Annotated in this window: 19 protein-coding genes; 9 read left to right on the top strand and 10 right to left on the bottom strand. The window is 61.1% G+C overall.

Annotated features, from left to right (window positions below; translation table 11 throughout):
* Positions 1-91: 91 nt before the first annotated feature.
* The 4 genes from ACGJAX_RS03810 to ACGJAX_RS03795 form a co-directional block, all read right to left on the bottom strand.
* Positions 92-1,075, bottom strand: coding sequence for a FecR domain-containing protein (locus tag ACGJAX_RS03810; RefSeq protein WP_390957450.1), 984 nt, complete (start codon positions 1,073-1,075; stop codon positions 92-94).
* A complete protein-coding gene (locus ACGJAX_RS03805; RefSeq protein WP_090325797.1) occupies positions 1,072-1,590 on the bottom strand; it encodes an RNA polymerase sigma factor in 519 nt (172 codons plus the stop codon). The genes ACGJAX_RS03810 and ACGJAX_RS03805 overlap by 4 nt, the downstream gene beginning before the upstream one ends.
* 186 nt (positions 1,591-1,776) lie before the next feature.
* Positions 1,777-2,484, bottom strand: coding sequence for a PolC-type DNA polymerase III (locus tag ACGJAX_RS03800; RefSeq protein ID WP_247254515.1), 708 nt, complete (start codon positions 2,482-2,484; stop codon positions 1,777-1,779).
* The gene (locus ACGJAX_RS03795) at positions 2,481-4,415 is read right to left on the bottom strand and encodes a putative nucleotidyltransferase substrate binding domain-containing protein (protein WP_390957449.1); all 1,935 of its coding nucleotides are present in this window, start codon (positions 4,413-4,415) and stop codon (positions 2,481-2,483) included. The genes ACGJAX_RS03800 and ACGJAX_RS03795 overlap by 4 nt, the downstream gene beginning before the upstream one ends.
* A 260-nt stretch (positions 4,416-4,675) precedes the next feature.
* Here ACGJAX_RS03795 and ACGJAX_RS03790 point away from each other — a divergent pair, with 260 nt between their 5' ends.
* Positions 4,676-5,122 (top strand): response regulator, encoded by a 447-nt coding sequence (locus ACGJAX_RS03790; protein ID WP_247254517.1) that lies wholly within the window; start codon positions 4,676-4,678, stop codon positions 5,120-5,122.
* Between the two features lie 172 nt (positions 5,123-5,294).
* Here the strand turns inward: ACGJAX_RS03790 and ACGJAX_RS03785 are convergent, their stop codons facing one another.
* Positions 5,295-7,472, bottom strand: coding sequence for a malate synthase G (locus ACGJAX_RS03785; protein WP_390957447.1), 2,178 nt, complete (start codon positions 7,470-7,472; stop codon positions 5,295-5,297).
* Positions 7,473-8,049: 577 nt separating this feature from the next.
* Between ACGJAX_RS03785 and ACGJAX_RS03780 the strand changes: the two genes are divergently transcribed.
* Positions 8,050-8,568, top strand: coding sequence for a glycine cleavage system protein R (locus ACGJAX_RS03780; protein WP_090325785.1), 519 nt, complete (start codon positions 8,050-8,052; stop codon positions 8,566-8,568).
* Between the two features lie 215 nt (positions 8,569-8,783).
* Here the strand turns inward: ACGJAX_RS03780 and rarD are convergent, their stop codons facing one another.
* The 5 genes from rarD to ACGJAX_RS03755 form a co-directional block, all read right to left on the bottom strand.
* A complete protein-coding gene (gene rarD, locus ACGJAX_RS03775; protein ID WP_390957446.1) occupies positions 8,784-9,671 on the bottom strand; it encodes an EamA family transporter RarD in 888 nt (295 codons plus the stop codon).
* A gap of 183 nt (positions 9,672-9,854) precedes the next feature.
* On the bottom strand, positions 9,855-10,829 hold the full coding sequence (locus ACGJAX_RS03770; protein WP_090327572.1) for a serine/threonine protein kinase: 975 nt from the start codon (positions 10,827-10,829) through the stop codon (positions 9,855-9,857).
* Between the two features lie 174 nt (positions 10,830-11,003).
* Positions 11,004-12,905, bottom strand: a complete 1,902-nt coding sequence (locus ACGJAX_RS03765; RefSeq protein ID WP_390957445.1) for an alkaline phosphatase PhoX — start codon at positions 12,903-12,905, stop codon at positions 11,004-11,006.
* Positions 12,906-12,972: 67 nt separating this feature from the next.
* Entirely contained in the window at positions 12,973-13,737 is a 765-nt protein-coding gene (locus tag ACGJAX_RS03760; RefSeq protein ID WP_090325777.1) for a TOBE domain-containing protein, read from the bottom strand.
* Between the two features lie 63 nt (positions 13,738-13,800).
* Positions 13,801-14,541 carry a phosphoribosyltransferase family protein gene (locus ACGJAX_RS03755; protein WP_390957444.1) on the bottom strand — a complete coding sequence of 247 codons (741 nt, stop codon included), beginning with the start codon at positions 14,539-14,541 and terminating at the stop codon, positions 13,801-13,803.
* Between the two features lie 86 nt (positions 14,542-14,627).
* Between ACGJAX_RS03755 and bioB the strand changes: the two genes are divergently transcribed.
* From bioB to ACGJAX_RS03720, 7 genes are all read left to right on the top strand, one after another.
* Positions 14,628-15,683: a biotin synthase BioB gene (bioB, locus tag ACGJAX_RS03750; RefSeq protein ID WP_090325772.1), complete on the top strand. Its 1,056-nt coding sequence runs from the start codon at positions 14,628-14,630 to the stop codon at positions 15,681-15,683.
* A 192-nt stretch (positions 15,684-15,875) separates the two neighbouring features.
* Positions 15,876-17,054, top strand: coding sequence for an 8-amino-7-oxononanoate synthase (gene bioF / locus ACGJAX_RS03745; RefSeq protein ID WP_390957443.1), 1,179 nt, complete (start codon positions 15,876-15,878; stop codon positions 17,052-17,054).
* A complete protein-coding gene (locus ACGJAX_RS03740; protein ID WP_390957442.1) occupies positions 17,047-17,778 on the top strand; it encodes an alpha/beta fold hydrolase in 732 nt (243 codons plus the stop codon). Before bioF ends, ACGJAX_RS03740 begins: the two co-directional genes overlap by 8 nt.
* A complete protein-coding gene (gene bioC, locus ACGJAX_RS03735) occupies positions 17,771-18,583 on the top strand; it encodes a malonyl-ACP O-methyltransferase BioC (protein WP_390957441.1) in 813 nt (270 codons plus the stop codon). Before ACGJAX_RS03740 ends, bioC begins: the two co-directional genes overlap by 8 nt.
* Positions 18,580-19,260 carry a dethiobiotin synthase gene (gene bioD / locus ACGJAX_RS03730; RefSeq protein ID WP_090325756.1) on the top strand — a complete coding sequence of 227 codons (681 nt, stop codon included), beginning with the start codon at positions 18,580-18,582 and terminating at the stop codon, positions 19,258-19,260. Before bioC ends, bioD begins: the two co-directional genes overlap by 4 nt.
* A 107-nt stretch (positions 19,261-19,367) precedes the next feature.
* Positions 19,368-19,664, top strand: a complete 297-nt coding sequence (locus ACGJAX_RS03725; protein WP_090325755.1) for a pyrroloquinoline quinone biosynthesis protein PqqE — start codon at positions 19,368-19,370, stop codon at positions 19,662-19,664.
* A 277-nt stretch (positions 19,665-19,941) separates the two neighbouring features.
* A complete protein-coding gene (locus ACGJAX_RS03720; protein ID WP_390957440.1) occupies positions 19,942-21,747 on the top strand; it encodes a phenylacyl-CoA dehydrogenase in 1,806 nt (601 codons plus the stop codon).
* Positions 21,748-21,772 lie beyond the last annotated feature (25 nt).

Genomic DNA, 21,772 nt, shown 5'->3' with positions numbered 1-21,772 from the left:
AGCCGGTTTGCCCAGCTATGCCCTTAAAAGCCCCGCGTTTATCCAATGAGCATGGCGTTATCGTTAACGACCATCGCTGGCAGGCCAGCTCCTACAGGGGATTGCGCTTGGCCTCAGTTTTCGCCGCCACCGTCACCCACCATGGCGTGTGCTGGTCGATCTGCACCGGCAGGGTCGGCAGCAGCGCGTTCAGTGCCAGGTTGGTGTCCTTGAGCGGGAAGCTGCCGGTGATTCGCAGGTCGGCCACTGCCGGCGTGACGCCCAGATGTCCGGGACGATAACGGCCGAGCTCACGGACCAGGTCCTCCAGGCGCACGTTGTCCACCACCAGCATGCCGCGGGTCCAGGCATCCGCGCCGAGGTTGAGGGCAACGATCGGCCCCATGCCATTGTTGCGTATCAGCACTTGCTGGCCTTCGCGCAGGATCTGTTCTTCCGGACTCGATTCAGGATGTGCAGCCACCGCCGACTTCAATACGCTCAGGCGCGTGCCTTCTGCTTCGCGCTTGACCAGAAACCGCGTACCGAGGGCACGCATGCTGCCTTCGCGGGTTTCGACGATAAACGGACGGGCATCGCCATGGGCGGTTTCGACCAGGATTTCGCCTTCCTGGAGAATGACCCGGCGCTGCTTCTCGTCGAAGCGCACATCGATGGCACTGTGGGTGTTGAGGTTGATCAGCGTGCCGTCGGCCAGGCGCAGGGTGCGTTGCTCGCCCGTGGCGGTGCGCTGGTCTGCCAGCCAATAGTCGATTGGCAGGTACCGATCCGCAGCGAACAGCGCCAGGCCAATCACGGCGACGACACTGGCCAGGCCGCTGCCAAGCGTGCGCACTCGCCGGCGAATGCTTTCGCGCGATTGCAGCAGGGCGGTGCGGGCCGGACCGCTGGCGACGCTGAAACGCTGGTCGAGCATGCCCAGTTGGCGCCAGGCGCGCGCATGCTCTTCGTGGGCCGCGTGCCATTTGGCGAACGCTTCGCGCTCGACCGCAGTGCCGGAGTCCAGTGACAGCTGCCAGGCAATCGCGGCATCCAGCACCTGTGCCGACACCGGCCTGGAACTGGCCGGGCTCACGTCGGCTCACCGTACAGCGCGATGTAGCACTGCCGAATACCTTGGGCCAGGTATTGGCGCACCCGTGGCACTGAGACACCCAGGCGTTCAGCGATTTGTGCGTGTCCCAGGCCGTCGAGACGGTTGTAGAGAAACGCCGCCCGCGCCTTGCTCGACAGTTTGCCGAGCAGGCGATCGATGTTTTTCAGGTCTTCGAGGATCATTTGCTGTTCTTCCACCGACGGTTGCTCGGCTTCGGGAATCAGCATCAGTTCGGTCAGGTAAGCCTGTTCCAGTGCGGCTCTGCGGAAGTGGTCGAACAGCAGGCCCTTGGCAATCGCCACCAGAAAGGCCCGCGGTTCGCGTGGCGCCGTCAATTGCTCACGGCCGAGCAAGCGCAGGAACGTGTCCTGACTCAGGTCTTCGGCGCGTTGCGGGCAAGCCACGTTGCGCCGAAGCCAGGCCAACAGCCAACCGCGATGGTCGCGATATAACGCACCGACGAGCTCATTTTGGGGGCTTGGGACTGGCGTCACGTAGCATTACCGATTGGGAAATATTAACTAACGAGAATGGTTCGCGATTGTGTCAGAGGCGGGGGAGGTAATGCAATTGGCGTTGGTCGGGAGACCGCGTCATCGTTCATCGCGGGCAAGCCGCGCTTCCACAGGGAGTGTGCGTAACCTTGTGGGAGCGTGGCTTGCTCGCGATGAGGCCGGAGATCAGAAGGACGGTGTGTGCTGCCGTCGCTTCCACTGATTCAAGCGCTGCTGCAAATTCAACGGGCTATGAATCTGTTGCTGCCGCGCCCGGCTGAACAGGATCAGCGCCAATTCGGCGGTGGCCAGGGCATCGGCGCTGGCGTTGTGGCGTTCGAAGACTTCGAGCTTGAACCAGTCGATCCACTCGTCCAGTCCGGCTTCGCGGATATTGGCTTGCGGGCACAGCAGCGGGGCGATGTCCGCCACATCCAGAAATGGATGCTGCAACTTGTAGCCCAGATGGTCTTTCAAGGCGCGGCCGAGCATGTGTTGGTCGAAAGGCGCATGAAAGGCCAGGATCGGACTGTCGCCGACGAACTCCATGAACTCCACCAATGCCTGCGCTGGGTCGCTGCCGGCGGCAATCGCGCTGGGGCCGATGCCGTGGATCAAGACGCTGGGGCCGAGTTTGACCTCGGCGCACTGCAGGGTGCGTTCGAATTGCTGGCTGAAATCAATCGCGCCGTCCTCGATCACCACCGCGCCGATGGACAGCACGCGGTCCTTGTTCAGGTTCAGCCCGGTGGTCTCCAGGTCGAGTACCACCCAGCGCTGTTCGCGCAGGCTGCACTCGCTCAGTCCGGCGGGCGTTGGCAAGCGTTGCAGGCGTTGTTGCAGCTCCCCGGACAGGATCGGGCCGGCCGGGCGCAGCCATGAAAACAGGCTCATAGCTGATACCGCAGGGCCAGGCTGCTTTGCAGGCGTTGTGCCTGGCGCAGGGATTCTCGCAGGATCCGTCGATCCAGATGATTGAGGCTGTCCGGATCGACGCGGTTGGAGTCGGGCAGATTCTCCCGGGTCTGGAGTTGATGTTGCTGCATGCGGGTTTGCTGGATGAAGTGATACGCCTCTTCATACGCTGCGCCGTCCAGCGGCTCGATGACCTCTTTGTCGACCAGCTGGCGAAACCGCTCCAGGGTATTGTTCGCTTCGATGCCGTTGGCCAACGCCAATAATCGTGCGCCGTCGACGAACGGGGTCAGGCCCTGAACCTTCAGGTCGAGGGTGGCCTTCTCGCCATTTTTGCGGGCCAGGACAAACTCGCGGAAACGGCCCACGGGCGGACGATTGCGCAAGGCGTTCTCGGCCATCATGCGCTGGAACAAGCGGTTGTCGCCGACTTGATCGAGAATCGCGCGGCGCAACTGTTCGCAGCCTTGCTCGCTGCCCCAGACCACACGCAAATCGAAATAGATGCTCGAACCGAGCAGGTTCTCAGGCGTCGCCTCGCGGATAAACGCAGCAAAGCGTCGTGCCCATTCGGCCCGGGACAAACACAGTTCGGGGTTGCCGGCCATGATGTTGCCCTTGCACAGGGTGAAACCGCACAGGGCCAGGCTCTGGTTGATCTGTTGGGCGATGGGCAGCAACTTGCCGCGGATCTCAGCGGCGTGGGCGGCGTCCCGCGCTTCAAAAATGATGCCGTTGTCCTGATCGGTATGCAGGGTTTGTTCGCGGCGGCCTTCGCTGCCGAAGCACAGCCAACTGAACGGTATGCCCGGGTCGCCTTTCTCGGCCAGGGTCAATTCAATCACTCGGCACACGGTGTGATCGTTGAGCAGGGTGATGATGTGGGTGATCTGGGTTGAAGACGCCCCGTGGGCCAGCATGCGTTCCACCAGTTGGCCGATCTCGCCGCGTAGCGTGACCAGGTTTTCCACGCGCTGGGCGCTGCGAATGGTGCGCGCCAGGTGCACCAGGTCGACCCGTTGCAGGGAAAACAGGTCACGTTCCGAGACCACGCCACACAGGCGCTGATCCTTGACCAGGCAGACGTGGGCGATGTGGCGTTCGGTCATGGCGATGGCCGCATCGAAGGCGCTGTGATCCGGCGACAGGAAAAACGGCGCCTGGGTCATGTGCCGTTCGATGGCTTCGTTGAAGTCATTCGTGCCGTTGGCCACGACCTGGCGCAAGTCGCGCAGGGTGAAAATCCCCAGCGGCGCCTTTTGCTCGTTGACCACCACAATGCTGCCCACCTGCTGTTCGTGCATCAGGGTCACGGCTTCGCGCAGGGGCGTCATCGGGTTGCAGGTCACCGGATGGCGCATGGCCAATTCGCCGAGGCGGGTGTTGAGCGAGTATTGGGTGCCGAGGGTTTCCACGGCTTTTTGCTGGACCTGCTGGTTGACCTGATCCAGCAGGCTACTGACGCCGCGTAGGGCAAAGTCGCGAAAGGTGCTGGAAATGGCGAACAGTTTGATGAATGCGAGCTTGTTCAGCTGTAGGCAAAAGGTGTCTTCGGCGGCCAGATGCTCGGTGCGGGTCGCCCGTTCGCCCAGCAACGCGGCGAGGGGAAAGCACTCGCCGGTGGTGATCTCGAAGGTCGTTTCGGTACCGCCCTTGGCCGTGTGCGGACGCTCGCCCACGACCCGACCCTGCTTGACGATGTAAAAGTGCTCAACCGGGCCATCGGCAGGCTTGATGATGCTCTCGCCGGGCGCATAAAAACGCAGCTGACATTGTTCAACCAGGTACGCCAGATGAGCGTGCTCCATCTGATTGAAGGGCGGGAAGCGCTGAAGAAATTGCAGGGTGCCCTGGATGTTTTGCAACACCGCCGTTTTCCCTGCTTGTGTGAAGGCGTCCGCTTTACTCATAACCATAACCGCAGTCTTTTTTGGATTTGTTGTCGTCGGATGACTCAGCCATGGTCGGCCCCTGCGGTCCGGGTGCCCATTGGACGTAAGTCTAGGTAGGTGATGTGTGAAAGGGAATGTCGGAAAAGCCTTACGCAATTGTGCGAAAAACCTTTCCGTACACCTATTGGAAAAATATCTGACGAAGTGCACATTGAGGGTCTGCTTAGCGATGTCTGACCACTGTGCTAGGGAATTGAACTGAACATGTAGAGAAAGCCATGTCCGACCACGATATTTTGAGTGACGCCGAGCGCGAGGCGCTCAGTGCCGTCATGCTGGAACCTGACTTGCCGCCGCAGCGCGTGCTGATCGTCGATGACGATAAAGACGCCCGGGAATTGCTGTCAGAGATTCTGGCGCTCAACGGGATTCGCTGCCTGACCGCTGCCAGTGGCGAGACTGCACTCAAGATGCTGGAAGAGAAACCGGCGATTGGCCTGGTGATCACGGATTTGCGCATGGGCCACATAGACGGCCTGGACCTGATCCGCCGGGTGCGTGAATCGGTGCGGGCGGCAATGCCGGTCATCATCGTCTCGGGGGACGCCGACGTGAAAGACGCCATCGCCGCAATGCATTTGAGCGTGGTGGATTTCCTGCTCAAGCCGATTGATAGCGACAAGTTGCTGGAGTTGGTCAAGCATGAGCTGGGGATGGAGCCTTAGTCACCCCTGTAGAGCCGGCTTGCTGGCGAAGAACGTTTACACATTTTGCCTGATTCACTGCGGCGTCTGGATCGCCAGCAAGCCGGCTCCTGCGGGAAGGCGGTGACACCCATGAATAAAAAGGCCCTGATCCGAAGATCAGGGCCTTTTTTTGTACGGCGCAAACGCTCAGTTACAGGCCATTGGCAGCCTTGAACTCGCGACGGCGACGGTGCAGGACCGGCTCGGTGTAGCCGTTCGGTTGCTTGGTACCTTCGATCACCAGCTCGACAGCGGCCTGGAAGGCGATGTTGCTGTCGAAGTTCGGTGCCAGCGGACGGTACAGCGCATCACCCGCGTTCTGACGGTCCACCACCGGCGCCATGCGCTTGAGGCTTTCCATCACTTGCTCTTGAGAGACGATACCGTGACGCAGCCAGTTGGCGATGTGCTGGCTGGAAATACGCAGCGTCGCACGGTCTTCCATCAGGCCGACGTCGTTGATGTCCGGCACTTTCGAACAGCCGACGCCCTGGTCGATCCAGCGCACCACGTAACCGAGAATGCCCTGGGCGTTGTTGTCCAGTTCGTTCTTGATCTGCTCGGCGGTCCACTGCGGGTTCACCGCCAGCGGAATGGTCAGGATGTCGTCCACCGAGGCGTGAGCACGCTTGGCCAGTTCGGCCTGGCGCGCGAACACGTCAACCTTGTGGTAATGCAGTGCGTGCAAGGCGGCGGCGGTCGGCGAAGGTACCCAGGCGGTGTTGGCGCCGGCCAGTGGATGAGCGATTTTCTGTTCGAGCATCGCGGCCATCAGGTCCGGCATGGCCCACATGCCTTTACCGATTTGTGCGCGACCTTGCAGGCCGGTGCTCAAGCCGATATCGACGTTGGAGTTCTCGTAGGCGCCAATCCATTTTTCCGCCTTCATGTCGGCCTTGCGCACCATCGGGCCGGCTTCCATGGAGGTGTGGATTTCGTCACCGGTACGGTCGAGGAAGCCGGTGTTGATGAACACCACGCGCTCGCTTGCCGCCTTGATGCAGGCCTTGAGGTTGATCGTGGTACGACGCTCCTCGTCCATGATCCCGACTTTGAGGGTGTTGCGTGGCAGGGCCAGCACGTCTTCGATGCGACCGAACAGCTCGTTGGTGAATGCAGCTTCTTCCGGCCCGTGCATTTTCGGTTTGACGATGTAGATCGAACCGGTGCGGGTGTTTTTGCGCGACGTGTTGCCGTTCAGGTTGTGCAGCGCGGCCAGGCAAGTGACCAGGCCATCGAGGATACCTTCCGGCACTTCGTTGCCGTCTTTATCCAGGATCGCGTCGATGGTCATCAGGTGACCGACGTTGCGCACGAACAGCAACGAACGGCCGTGCAGGCTCAGTTCACTGCCATCGACGGCGGTGTAGGTACGGTCGGCGTTCATGGTGCGGGTAAACGTCTTGCCGCCCTTGGCGACTTCTTCCGACAGGTCGCCCTTCATCAGGCCGAGCCAGTTGCGGTAGATCACCACTTTGTCATCGGCATCGACTGCAGCGACGGAGTCTTCGCAGTCCATGATGGTGGTCAGCGCCGCCTCCATCAGGATGTCTTTGACACCGGCGGCATCGGTCTGGCCGACCGGGGTGCTGGCATCGACCTGGATTTCGAAATGCAGGCCGTGGTTTTTCAGCAGGATCGCGGTGGGGGCCGAAGCAGCGCCCTGGAAGCCGATCAACTGGGCGTCGTTGCGCAGGCCGGTGTTGCTGCCGCCTTTGAGGGCGACGACCAGTTTGCCGTCAACGATTTTGTAGCCGGTGGAGTCGACGTGGGAGCCGGCCGCCAATGGCGCCGCTTCGTCGAGGAAGGCGCGGGCGAAGGCGATGACCTTGTCGCCGCGCACCTTGTTGTAGCCTTTGCCTTTTTCCGCGCCGTCAGCTTCGCTGATCGCGTCGGTGCCGTAGAGCGCGTCGTACAGCGAACCCCAGCGGGCGTTCGAAGCATTGAGCGCGAAACGGGCGTTCATCACCGGCACTACGAGTTGCGGGCCGGCCATGCGGGCGATTTCATCATCGACATTTTGCGTCGTTGCCTGGAAATCGGCTGCTTCTGGCAGCAGATAACCGATGTCTTGCAGGAAGGCTTTATAGGCCACGGCGTCGTGTGGCTGACCGGCACGGGATTGGTGCCAGCCATCGATACGAGCCTGGAGATCGTCGCGTTTGGCGAGTAGGGCTTTGTTCTTCGGCGCCAGGTCATGAATGACCTTGTCGGCACCGGCCCAGAACGTATCGGCGGTGAGGCCGGAACCGGGAATGGCTTCGTTGTTCACGAAGTCGAACAGGACTTTGGCGACCTGCAGGCCACCGACTTGAACGTGTTCAGTCATTGCTTGCCTCACTCTGCTCAGCTATTTCGCTTTTCAGCTCTTCAATTTAACAATGAAGCCTTTGGCATTTAAACCACAAACCCTGGGACCAGTACATGCCATTTCTGACGGCTGGGTGGGGACCAATCAACGGCGCGGAGGCCGTGCTGACGGGGCTTTCAGGGATGCGACTGCGCCTGAGGCAGACATCGATCCAACGTTATGTAGTGCGCGCTGCGGCATACTACATGATGAATTGCGCTTGTGAAAATTAGACTAATTACGTCGTTCTGCGACCCCATGACGCATTGCAGTCACGCCGGGGATCGGGATGTTCTCAAAAAACCATGAGATTGTTCCAGTTAAATATAAAAAGTTGTACACATAATCTTTGATGCACGGCTATGGGGCTTTGTTTTTTGGTGGCGAGGGAGCTTGCTCCCGCTGGCTTGCGAAGCAAGCCCAAAAGCTTTTACGACCGCTACGCGGTCGAGCGGGAGCAAGCTCCCTCGCCACAGAAAAGCTGCGCCAAGCCGATTCCGGTGCCTTGCCTATACTTGGTTTTCGATAACAAAAGTCATGACCAGAGGGCTGCGCCATGGACCACCTCGTACTCACCGTTTTTGCACCGGACAAGCCAGGGCAGGTCGAGCGCATTGCCCAATGCATTGCCGAGCACGGCGGCAACTGGCTGGAAAGCCGCATGTCACGCATGGCCGGGCAGTTCGCCGGGATCCTTCGAGTGGGCGTGCCGGCAGAGGCCTACGATGCGTTGGTCGATGCCCTGCAAGGCCTGTCCGCCCAGGGCATTCGCGTCTTGATCGCCGAAAGCGGCATCGAACAATCCTGCACCTGGAAACCCATCGCCATGGAGTTGGTAGGCAATGACCGGCCGGGGATCGTGCGTGATATCACTCGACTGTTGAGTGAGCAGGGGGTGAATCTGGAACGGCTGGTGACTGAGGTGCGGCCGGCACCGATGAGCAGTGAGCCGCTGTTCCACGCCGAAGCGATTCTCGCGGTGCCGTTGACCTTGTCCCTGGATGTATTGCAGTCGCGCCTGGAAACCCTGGCCGACGATCTGATGGTGGAGTTGGTGCTGCGCAGTGAGCCTTGATCGGGTTATCCAAGTTAAACGTGCACCTGCCTGTGGATAACCTGTAGAGACAGCCCGCCAGGCCACACCGGCCGGGGCTTTTTAGGAATTGATCAAAAAACCAACAGTTTCAGCGACTTGCGCACATTCGCCGGGGATCAGGCTGTGGATAACCTTGGGAAGAAACGATGCAGGCCACGATTGACGTGGCCTGCAGAGGTTTGTGCGTTTTTTGATCAGCCTCGGCGGCGCAGGCTGAGCCATGCGTCGACGCTGTAAACGGCCAGGCCGGCCCAGATAAAGATGAAGGCCAGCAATGTACTCGACGAAAGGTGTTCGCCAAACAGCAGCACGGCCAGCAACAACACCAATGTCGGTGCCACGTACTGGAGAAACCCCAGCGTGGTGTAGGGCAAATGCCGTGCAGCGGCGTTGAAGCAGACCAGCGGCACCAGCGTCACCGGGCCGGCAGCGACCAGCCACCAGGCTTCGGACGTCGTCCAGAACTCAGGTTGAGTACTCGCAGCGGTCGGATTGAACAGCAACCAGGCGACGGCAATCGGCACCAGCATCCAGGTTTCCACCACCAGCCCCGGCAATGCCTTCACCGGTGCCTGCTTGCGGATCAACCCGTAGCAACCGAAGGTCAGGGCCAACACCAGCGACACCCACGGCAGGCTCCCTACCTGCCACACCTGCTGCGCCACACCGATCGCCGCCAGACCCACGGCGATCCACTGCATGCGCCGTAGCCGTTCGCCGAGGATCAACATGCCCAGCAGCACGTTTACCAGCGGGTTGATGTAATAGCCAAGGCTGGCTTCAAGCATGCGTCCGTTATTCACCGACCAGACATACGTCAGCCAGTTGGCGGCGATCAGCGTGCCGCTCAGGGCCAGGATCGCCAGTCGTTTCGGGTTCTCCCGCAGCTCGCGCCACCAGCCCGGATGTTTCCAGACCATCAGCAGCAAAGAGCCGAACAGCGCCGACCACAACACACGGTGGATGATGATCTCCACGGCGGGCACATTGGCGATGGCTTTGAAGTAGAGCGGGAAAATTCCCCAGATGATGTAGGCACTCAGGCCCAGGATGTACCCCCGACGGAGGTTGGCAGCTTGCATGCAGAGTCCTTGCTTAGGCAGCTAACAAAGAGGGGATTGTAAGGAGATTTTTCCTGATGTGCTGATCGATGTAGGAGCGAGCCTGCTCGCGATGAACTCAAAGGCGCCGTGGGGTATCAGGTTCCCCGCGTTCTCGTTCACGACCATCGCGAGCAGGCTCGCTCCTGCAGGGGGCGCTGCTGTTTAGAAAAGTTTCAGCGGTTCTTCGTTGAGTGCCGCGAGTTGTTCACGCAATGCCAACACTTGATCGCCCCAATACCTTTCCGTCCCGAACCACGGGAAACTGCGCGGGAAGGCCGGGTCGTCCCAGCGGCGGGCGAGCCAGGCACTGTAGTGCATCAGGCGCAAGGCGCGCAGTGGTTCGATCAAGGCCAGTTCGCGCGGGTTGAAATCGTGGAATTCGTTGTAGCCGTCCATCAATTCCGACAATTGTCCGAGGCAATCCTGGCGATCCCCCGCCAGCATCATCCAGATGTCCTGCACCGCAGGGCCCATGCGGCAGTCGTCGAGGTCGACGATGTGAAACATCTCGTCGCGGCACATCATGTTGCCGGGGTGGCAGTCGCCATGCATGCGGATGTTCTGGTGTGGCGTGGCGTCGTAGACCTCTTCCACGCGCTTGAGCAGATCACGGGCCACCGACTCGTAGGCCGGCAGCAAGCTGCGGGGGATGAAGTTGCCTTCAAGCAAGGTGGTCAGCGAGTCATAACCAAAGTTTTTCACACCCAGCGCTTCACGGTGCACGAACGGTTTGGTCGCGCCCACCGCGTGCAGGCGACCGAGCAGTTGCCCGAGGCGATACAACTGATCGAGGTTGCCTGGCTCCGGCGCACGGCCACCACGGCGGGGAAACAGGGTGAAACGAAAGCCGTTGTGTTCGTGCAGGGTTTCACCGTTATGGATCAGCGGCGCGACGACCGGCACCTCGACATCGGCAAGTTCGAAGGTGAACTGGTGTTCTTCGAGAATTGCTTCGTTGGTCCAGCGCTGCGGACGGTAGAACTTGGCGATCAGCGGCTCGGAGTCTTCGATGCCGACTTGATAGACGCGGTTCTCATAGCTATTGAGCGCCAGAATGCGCGCGTCGCTGAGAAAGCCGATGCTTTCGACGGCATCGAGCACGAGGTCTGGGGTGAGTGTTTCAAACGGGTGGGCCATGCTGACTCCTGCGCGCAGCAGGCTGCCGCGTCCGGCCATGCATGGTAGCGCAGACGGGGCTTCTTTAGTGACTGTGCTTGAGATGTGTGTGGTTTGGGCCGACGTCATCGCGAGCAAGCTCCCCAGGTTCGGTGTTGCCCATATGGGAGCGAGCCTGCTCGCGATGAGGCCTTATCAGGCGCCGACGACCCCGCCATCCTCGCGGGTAATCGCCATCACCGAAGACCGCGGTTTACCGTTCGGCAAATGCTCGGGGAAGGTCGATCCGCCGTTTTCCCCAGGATGCTGAATCCCGACGAACAGCGTCTTTTGATCCGGCGAGAAGCTGATCCCCGTCACCTCGCAACCAATCGGCCCGACCATGAAGCGGCGAATCTCACCCGTCTGCGGGTCGGCACAGAGCATCTGGTTGTTGCCCATGCCCGCAAAGTCGCCGGCATTGCTCATGTCGCCGTCGGTCAGAATCCACAAGCGCCCGGCCTTGTCGAAACCCAATCCATCGGGGCTGTTGAACATGTTCTGGGCCGTGATGTTCGACGATCCGCCCTTCGGCGTCCCGGCATGCACCTGCGGGTTGCCCGCGACCACGAACAAGTCCCAGGCGAACGTATTCGCGCCATGGTCATCTCGGTCGGTGCGCCAGCGCAGGATTTGCCCGTAGACGTTCTTCTCCCGCGGGTTCGGACCGCCTACTGGCTGGCCGTCTTCGCCGCGTTTGGCGTTGTTGGTCAGCGTGCAATAAACCTGGCCATCCATGGGACTGACGACGATCCATTCCGGGCGGTCCATGCGCGTGGCTTTCACCACGCTGGCGGCCAGGCGTGCATGAATGAGCACCTCAGCCTGATCGGTAAAACCGCTGCTGGCGTCGATGCCGTTCTTGCCGTGGGTCAGTTCGATCCATTCGCCCTGGCCTTTGGGGTGATCAGCATTGCCGTCGCCGGCGTCGAAACGCGCCACGTACAAGGTGCCGTGGTCCAGCAGGTCGCGGTTGGCCTTGGGATTCTTGTGGTCGATCTTGTCGCGGCTGACGAATTTGTAGATGAACTCGCCGCGTTCATCGTCGCCCATGTACACCACGGCACGACCGTCGCCGGTTTCCGCCAGGGCCGCGTTTTCATGTTTGAAGCGGCCCAGCGCCGTGCGTTTGACCGGGGTCGATTTCGGGTCGAACGGATCGATCTCCACGACCCAGCCGTGACGGTTGAGTTCGTTGGGGTTCTTGGCCAGGTCGAAGCGCTCGTTGTGCGGGTGCCAGTTGATTTCTTTGCTGGTCGCCACCGCGCCGTAGCGTTTCTGTGCGGCATCGAACTTCTGTTCGGCATCGCTGCTGCCGAAGCAGTCGGTGAAGTTCTCTTCGCAGGTCAGATACGTGCCCCACGGCGTCTTGCCGTTGGCGCAGTTCTGGAACGTCCCGAGGACGTTCTTGCCATACGGGTCGGCGCTGGTTTTCAACAGGTCGTGACCCGCTGCCGGGCCGCTCAGGCTGATCGGCGAATTGCCGTGGATGCGTCGGTTGTAGTGCGAGCCCTGGACGAACTGCCAGTGACCGTTCTTGCGCTGCACTTCGATCACCGACACGCCTTCGCAGGCCAGTGCCTTGCGCACGTCATGCGCCGACTGCGGCATGCCGCCGTGGGGATAGAGGTAGCGGTAGTTGGTGTATTCGTTATTGATCGCCATCAGCGCCCGGTCTTTTTCACCGGGGAATTCAAACAGGCTCATACCGTCGTTGTTGTCGCCGAACTGCACTTCCTGATGCTCGGCCGTGCCATTGCCGCTCGGGTCGAAGGCCGGACCGTTTTTCTGCAGGGGCTGGCCCCAGCTGATCAGTACCGAGGATTTGTAGCCAGGCGGCAGGGAGATCGCATCGCTGGTGGCGGCGGGGATGCTGTCGAAACCCAGCAATTGGCTGTTGCCGGCGCTGACTCCAGCGGCCAGCACACTACGGCTCAACAGGTTGCCGCCGAGAAACATGGCGGCACCGCACAGGGCGCCCGCGCTGATGAAACCGCGACGGCTGAGGCCGACCATTTGTTCGAGGTCGGTGGGTTGGTTGTCTTCTAATAGGCTCACATCAGGCTCCCTGCGAATTTTGCAGTCACCTTAATGATGGGGGATGAAGCTTTTGTTTCAGTTGTCTTTACAGCGGCGTGCCGAGCAAGACGTTGGACGGCGAGAACTGCACGCGTACGGATTTGCCGGTGCCCAGCTGGCGTGATTGCAAATGCCGGGATTCGGCCAGGGCGCAGAGGGTCTGGCCATTGGGCAGGCCGATGCGCACTTCGCAGGGACCGTCTTCGGCATCGAGGATCTGGTCGATGACGCCCTCCAGGCAATTGTGTCCGGGTGTTGCTGCATCGTCGCTGCCGAGCAGGTCGAGCCAACCGGCCTTGATCAGGGCCACGACTTCAGTGCCGGTTTGCAGGTCCAGGCGCAGGGTGCTGTCGTGGGTAATTTGCGCATCGAGGCTCAAGCCTTTGGCTAGCTCAAGGCGAACCCGGTCGTTATGCCCTTGGGTTTCAATGGCCACCACCTTGCCGTGCAACTGATTGCGCGCGCTGGTCCTGAGCATCAGGCGACCGAGCAGGTCGAGGTCGCTGGCTTCTTCAGCCGCTTCCAGGACCTGGGCCTGCAACGCCTGCAGTTTTTGATAGAGGCGCAAGACCCGCTCCCCTTCGGCGGACAGTTTGGCGCCGCCACCGCCCTTGCCGCCGACGCTGCGTTCCACCAGTGGTTTCTGCGCGAGGTTGTTCAGCTCGTCAATCGCGTCCCAGGCCGCCTTGTAGCTCAGACCTGCGCTTTTCGCCGCGCGGGTGATCGACCCCTGTTCGGCGATGTGTTGCAACAGCGCAATGCGCTGCGGGCGGCGGACAATGTGCTGGGACAACAATGTAGGCAAGGACATGGCAAGGCGCTATGGGCTGTGACGATGATGCGGACGTTGGCGGCTCGGGGCGCGGGAGTCAAGTCACGGCGACTCGCCAGGTTTGGGCGTGCGTGCCAGGCAATAGACGTCGACCTGCCTGGCGCCCGCGTCCATCAGCAGGCGCGCGATGGCTTGCGCGGTGGCGCCGGTGGTCAGCACATCGTCCACCAGTGCCAGGTGGCGTCCCTTTGGCGAAGCATCGGCGGCCAGGGCGAAGGCATTGCGCAGGTTTTTTTTGCGCGCCTCGGCATTCAGGTCTTGTTGAGCGTCCGTATCGTGGGGTCTGAGCAGCAACCGTTCATCGGAAGGTATATCAAGGTGGGCGCTGAGCCAGCGCGCCAGCATGGCGGCCTGATTGAACCCCCGTTGGCGCAGACGCCGGTTGGCCATCGGTACGGGTACCAGCGCATCGGGGCGGGCCAGGTCGTCGTCGAAGCGATGTTGCAGCGATTGGGCGAGAAGTTCGCCGAGCAGGTGACCATAAGGCCATTTCGCGTTGTGTTTGAAACGGGTAATCAGGCTGTCGACCGGGAAACCGTAAGTCCAGGGTGCGATCACCTGTTTAAAAGCGGGAGGCCGGTGCAGGCATTGGCCGCAATCGAGGCCCGAAGACGGCATGGGCAGGGCACAGGTCTGGCAGTGATCGCCGAGCCAGGGCAGCTCGGTTTCGCAGCTGACGCAGATGGGCGTGGTGCCATCGGCGGGTTCATCACAGAGCAGGCAGGATTGTTTGTTTTTTAACCAGATGTAAACCGGTCCTTGGTATCGAGGTTGACAGTGCATCGCTCTTCCTTAAATATGCCGAAACATCTTGATGCGACTGCGATTCCATCCCCAGCCGCCTGTCCAAGCATAAAAAGGAAGCACCCATGAGCGCCAGCACCTCGGCAACCCTGCGTCATGACTGGTCTTTGGCCGAAGTCAAAGCACTCTTCGTTCAGCCATTCAACGACCTGTTGTTCCAGGCTCAGACGGTGCACCGTGCGCATTTCGACGCCAACCGTGTTCAGGTGTCGACCCTGCTGTCGATCAAAACCGGCGCCTGCCCGGAAGATTGCAAATATTGCCCACAGTCCGGTCACTACAACACCGGCCTGGAAAAAGAAAAACTGATGGAAGTGCAGAAGGTCCTCGAAGAGGCTGCACGCGCCAAGGCCATCGGTTCGACTCGTTTCTGCATGGGCGCGGCGTGGAAACACCCGTCGGCCAAAGACATGCCCTACGTGCTGAAAATGGTCGAAGGCGTAAAAGCCCTGGGCCTGGAAACCTGCATGACCCTCGGTCGCCTGGATCAGGAGCAGACCGAAGCCCTGGCCAAGGCCGGCCTCGACTACTACAACCACAACCTCGATACCTCGCCCGAGTTCTACGGCAGCATCATCACCACCCGCACCTACAGCGAACGCCTGCAAACCCTGGCGTACGTACGTGATTCGGGGATGAAAATCTGCTCCGGCGGCATTCTCGGCATGGGCGAGTCCCTCGACGACCGCGCCAACCTGCTGATCCAGCTGGCCAACCTGCCGGAGCATCCGGAGTCGGTGCCGATCAACATGCTGGTGAAAGTCGCCGGCACACCGCTGGAAAATGCCGACGACGTCGACCCGTTCGACTTCATTCGCATGCTCGCCGTTGCCCGGATCCTGATGCCGAAATCCCACGTGCGCCTGTCCGCCGGCCGCGAAGCGATGAACGAGCAGATGCAGGCCCTGGCGTTCTTCGCCGGCGCCAACTCGATTTTCTACGGCGAGAAATTGCTGACCACCGCCAACCCGCAGGCCGACAAGGACATGCAGCTGTTCTCGCGTCTGGGCATCCTGCCGGAAGCCCGCGAAGAGCACGCCGACGAAGTTCATCAGGCCGCCATCGAACAGGCGCTGGTGGAGCAGAAGAGCAGCGAGCAGTTTTATAACGCGGCGGTTTAATCACGGCGCCTGTTCCATTGCTGGAATGCAAACCCTGTAGGAGCGAGCCTGTCGAATCGTCGCACCGTCGCGATGGTCGTCAACGATGACACGGGACATCTGATACCCCGCGGCGTCCTCAAGCCCATCGCGAGCAAGCCCGCTCCCACATGGAACTGCGATTGCTTCTGAAACCTGATCCCCGAGGCCTGCATGTCTTTCGATCTCGCCGCACGCCTTGCTGCCCGTCGTGCCGAAAACCTCTACCGCCAGCGCCCGCTGCTTGAAAGCCCGCAAGGCCCGCAAGTGGTGGTCGATGGTCAGCCGTTGCTGGCGTTCTGCAACAACGATTACCTGGGCCTGGCCAATCACCCGCAAGTGATCGAAGCCTGGCGCTCTGGCGCGTCGAAGTGGGGCGTCGGTGGCGGGGCCTCGCATCTGGTGATCGGCCACAGTGGCCCGCATCACGCGCTGGAAAAAGCCCTGGCTGACCTGACCGGGCGCCCGCGAGCCTTGCTATTCACCACCGGTTACATGGCCAACCTCGGCGCGGTGACGGCGCTGGTGGGGCAGGGCGATACAGTGCTCGAAGACCGGCTCAATCACGCATCGTTGTTGGATGCCGGGCTGTTGTCTGGCGCGCGTTTCAATCGCTACCTGCATAACGACGCGGCGAGTCTGGCCAAGCGTCTTGAGAAGGCGACCGGCAATACCCTGGTGGTCACCGATGGCGTGTTCAGCATGGACGGCGACATCGCCGACTTGCCGGCGCTGGCCCGGGAAGCCAAGGCCAAAGGCGCGTGGCTGATGGTCGATGACGCCCATGGTTTCGGTCCTCTGGGGGCCAACGGCGGCGGCATCGTCGAGCATTTCGGCCTGAGCCAGGATGACGTGCCAGTGCTGGTCGGTACCCTCGGCAAGGCGTTCGGCACCGCAGGCGCCTTTGTCGCTGGCAGCGAGGAGCTGATCGAAAGCCTGATCCAGTTCGCCCGCCCTTACATCTACACCACCAGCCAGCCACCGGCCCTGGCCTGCGCCACGCTGAAAAGTCTGGAGCTGCTGCGCAGTGAACACTGGCGACGTGAGCATCTGAAAACGCTGATCAGCCAATTCCGTCGGGGCGCCGAGCAGATCGGCCTGGAGTTGATGGACAGCTTCACGCCGATCCAGCCGATCATGGTGGGCGACGCCGGGCGTGCGGTGCGCCTGTCACAGATGTTGCGCGAGCGCGGCCTGATGGTGACCGCGATCCGCCCGCCGACCGTGCCCGCCGGCAGCGCCCGTTTGCGCGTGACCCTGACCGCCGCCCATAGCGAGGCGCAGGTGCAGCTATTGTTAGAGGGACTGGCCGATTGTTTTCAGCAACTGGGACCGGAGCCAAGCCATGCGTGATCGACTGATTCTGCTGCCCGGTTGGGGGCTCGGCGTTTCACCGCTGGAGCCCTTGGCTGCGGCGTTGCAGGGCCTGGACGAGCACCTGCATGTCGAAATCGAGCCGTTGCCGGAGCTGGAGTCGAGTGATCTTGAAGAGTGGCTCGACGAACTCGATTCGACGGTGCCGCAGGATGCCTGGCTCGGCGGTTGGTCACTGGGCGGCATGCTTGCTGGCGAATTGGCGGCGCGTCGCGGTGATCGCTGCTGTGGTTTGCTGACCCTGGCGAGCAACCCGTCCTTTGTCGCCCACGAACACTGGCCCAGTGCGATGCCCGGTGAAACCTTCGATGCGTTTCTGGCGGGCTGTGCAACCGACCCACGCATGACGTTGAAGCGCTTTTCACTGCTCTGCGCGCAAGGTGCCGATGACCCGCGGGGTTTGTCGCGGTTGTTGCTCGGTGGTGCGCCCCATACGGCGGCGCCAGTGTTGATGAGTGGCCTGGAGTTGCTCGCACAACTGGACACCCGGCCAGCGTTGCAAGCATTTCGCGGTCCGCAACTGCATTTGTTCGCCGGCCTCGACGGGCTGGTGCCGGCCGAAGCGGCGGGAGACTTGCTGGCGTTGCTGCCGGATATCGAAATCGGTCTGATTGAACAGGCCAGCCACGCGTTTCTTCTGGAAGACCCCCACGGTGTGGCGGGGGCGATCCAGGCTTTTTTGCATGAGTCCGGTGATGACTGATTTATCCCTTCCCACTCTATCCGGCGGTTTGCCCGACAAGCGCCAGGTAGCCGCTTCCTTCTCCCGTGCAGCGGCGAGCTACGACAGCGTGGCCGAGTTGCAGCGTGACGTCGGCAGCCAATTGCTGCGTCGTTTGCCGGATGATTTCGTGCCGGGGCGCTGGCTGGACATGGGGTGTGGCACCGGGCATTTCAGCCGTGCGCTGGGCGAGCGGTTCCCCACCAGTCACGGCGTGGCGCTGGATATTGCCGAAGGCATGCTCAACCATGCCCGGCCGTTGGGCGGCGCCACGCATTTCATCGCGGGTGATGCCGAGCGTTTGCCGCTGCGAGATTCGACCTGCGACCTGGTCTACTCCAGCCTGGCAGTGCAGTGGTGCGAGGACTTCGCCTCGGTGCTCAGCGAGGCCCGGCGCGTGCTGAAACCGGGCGGTGTTTTCGCATTTGCTAGTCTGTGTGTGGGTACGTTGTTTGAACTGCGTGACAGTTGGCGGCAGGTGGACGGTATGGTCCATGTCAACCGCTTCCGCGAGTTCGCCGTTTATCAACAGCTGTGTGCGGCCAGTGGTTTGCAGGCGCTCAGTCTGGAAACCCGTCCCCATGTTTTGCATTACCCCGATGTGCGCAGCCTGACCCATGAGCTCAAGGCGCTGGGGGCGCATAATCTGAACCCTGGTCGGCCGGGCGGTTTGACCGGCCGGGCGCGGATTCTGGGTTTGATCGAGGCTTATGAGCAGTTTCGTCAGGCCCAGGGACTGCCGGCGACTTATCAGGTGGTGTACGCCGTTTTGGAGAAACCCTTATGAGCGCAGCCTATTTCATCACCGGCACCGACACCGATGTCGGCAAGACCACGGTGGCCGCCGGGTTGCTGCATGCGGCGCGTTCGGCGGGCCTGAGTACGGCGGCGGGCAAGCCGGTCGCTTCCGGTTGCGAGGTTACGCCCAAGGGTTTGCGTAATGCCGATGCGCTGGCGCTGCTGGCGGAATGTTCACTGCCGTTGACTTATGCACAGGTCAACCCGGTGGCGTTCGAGCCGGCCATCGCTCCGCACCTGGCTGCCCGTGAGGCGGGCGTGGCGTTGACGGTGCAGTCCTTGTTGGCGCCGATGCGGCAGATTCTCGATATGCAGGCCGATTTCACCCTGATCGAAGGCGCTGGCGGCTGGCGCGTTCCGTTGGCGGACCAGGCGAATCTGTCCGATCTGGCGATGGCGCTGGACCTGCCGGTGATTCTGGTGGTCGGTGTGCGCCTGGGTTGCATCAGCCATGCGTTGCTGACCGCCGAGGCGATTGCCCGGGACGGTTTGCAACTGGCAGGCTGGGTGGCCAACATCATCGATCCGAAGACCTCGCGCCTGGAAGAAAACCTGGCCACCCTCGCCGAACGAATCCCGGCGCCTTGCCTGGGGCGCGTGCCGAAACTCAAGGCGGTGACGGCCGAGGCGGTGGCGGAGCACCTTCAACTGGATCTGCTTGACTAGGCTTTGCCTATGACAAGGCACTGTGCCATTAGTGTTTTTGTCGGGTGTTTTCCCGGCGCCTCTGGTTCAATGCTCACTGTTGATCCTTCGCAAGGACGAGTTCTCCCATGGAAATCTCAGGAAGCACCGCTTTTTACGCCGGTCTGAGCACTATTCAGGCAGGGCAGAACCGTGTCGATCAAGCCGCCGGCCAGATCGCCAACACGACGATCGAGCGTTCGGTGACCAGCCAGTCCTCCGAAGCGCAAGTCGATCGCTTGCTGTCGGTTGATCGCAGTCAGCAATCGGACCTGGCCAGCAACGTGGTCGACATGTCCCAAGGCAAATTTCAGGTGGAGCTTGGGGCGAAAGTCGCCAAGGCATCCGATGAAATGCTCGGTACGCTGATCGATACGTTCGCCTGATTCCCCGCTGAATCGGCCCCCGGAACGCCGCGAACATTCGCGGCGTTTTTCTGCGTAAGTCCTTCTCCCCAAAAATAATCTTTCGATACGGCGCGTTGTTCGGTCAACGGCGTTGCGCACGGCTGCGTCCTGCATACCCGTGAAGTGATGACCAACGGCAAAAGATCGACGCTTGACAAGATTTCGGCGTAAACGTATGTTTCAAACAACTGTTTGACCGTCGCAGCAAATCGACACGGTCGCTCATTCCCGGTTACATCAGCAGAGGTTTATCGCTATGCCTGACTACAAGGCCCCCTTGCGTGATATTCGCTTCGTTCGTGACGAACTGCTCGGCTACGAAGCGCACTATCAGAGCCTTCCGGCTTGCGCAGACGCAACTCCGGATATGGTTGACGCCATTCTCGAAGAAGGCGCCAAGTTTTGTGAGCAGGTGCTGGCTCCGCTGAACCGCGTGGGTGACATCGAAGGCTGCACCTGGAGCGAGTCCGGCGTTAAGACCCCGACCGGTTTCAAAGAAGCCTACAAGCAATTCGTCGAAGGCGGCTGGCCAAGCCTGGCCCACGACGTGGAACACGGTGGCCAGGGCCTGCCGGAGTCCCTGGGTCTGGCGGTGAGCGAAATGGTCGGCGAAGCCAACTGGTCGTGGGGCATGTACCCAGGCCTGTCCCATGGCGCGATGAACACCATCTCCGAGCACGGCACTCCAGAGCAGCAGCACGCCTACCTGACCAAGCTGGTGTCCGGCGAATGGACCGGCACCATGTGCCTGACCGAACCGCACTGCGGCACCGACCTGGGCATGCTGCGCACCAAGGCCGAGCCTCAGGCCGACGGTACCTACAAAGTGTCCGGCACCAAGATCTTCATCTCGGCCGGTGAACACGACATGGCCGATAACATCGTCCACATCGTACTGGCCCGCCTGCCGGACGCACCGGCCGGCACCAAAGGCATCTCGCTGTTCATCGTGCCGAAATTCCTGCCGAACGCAGACGGTTCGATCGGTGCGCGTAACGCGGTGTCCTGTGGTTCCCTGGAACACAAGATGGGCATCCACGGCAACGCCACTTGCGTGATGAACTTCGACGCGGCCACCGGTTTCCTGATCGGCCCGGCGAACAAAGGCCTGAACTGCATGTTCACCTTCATGAACACCGCACGTCTGGGGACCGCGCTGCAAGGTCTGGCCCACGCCGAAATCGGCTTCCAGGGCGGCCTGAAATACGCTCGCGATCGCCTGCAAATGCGCTCGCTGACTGGCCCGAAAGCGCCGGACAAAGCCGCTGACCCGATCATCGTGCACCCTGATGTACGTCGCATGCTGTTGACCATGAAGGCCTTCGCCGAAGGCAACCGTGCGATGGTTTACTTCACCGCCAAGCAAGTCGACATCGTCAAGTACGGCGTAGACGAAGAAGAGAAGAAGAAAGCCGACGCTCTGCTGGCGTTCATGACGCCAATCGCCAAAGCCTTCATGACCGAAGTTGGTTTCGAATCGGCCAACCACGGCGTGCAAATCTACGGCGGCCACGGTTTCATCGCCGAGTGGGGCATGGAGCAGAACGTTCGCGACAGCCGCATTTCGATGCTGTACGAAGGCACCACCGGTATCCAGGCACTCGACCTGCTGGGCCGTAAAGTGCTGATGACTCAAGGCGAGGCCCTGAAAGGCTTCACCAAGATCGTCCACAAGTTCTGCCAGAACAACGAAGGCAACGAAGCCGTCAAGGAATTCGTCGCACCGCTGGCTGCACTGAACAAGGAATGGGGTGAGCTGACCATGAAGGTCGGTATGGCCGCCATGAAGGATCGCGAAGAAGTCGGCGCCGCCTCCGTGGACTACCTGATGTACTCCGGTTACGCCTGCCTGGCCTACTTCTGGGCTGACATGGCGCGTCTGGCTGCCGAAAAACTGGTTGCAGGCACCACCGAAGAGGCGTTCTACACCGCCAAGCTGCAGACTGCGCGTTTCTACTTCCAGCGCATCCTGCCGCGTACCCGCACTCACGTGGCAACCATGCTGTCGGGCGCCAATAACCTGATGGACATGAAAGAAGAAGACTTCGCGCTGGGTTACTAACTCTTAACGCAGTACTTCAAAAAAA

The sequence above is a fragment of the Pseudomonas moorei genome (assembly GCF_042846945.1).
Classification (GTDB): domain Bacteria; phylum Pseudomonadota; class Gammaproteobacteria; order Pseudomonadales; family Pseudomonadaceae; genus Aquipseudomonas; species Aquipseudomonas moorei.
This window is presented reverse-complemented; position numbering and strand designations above follow the sequence as displayed.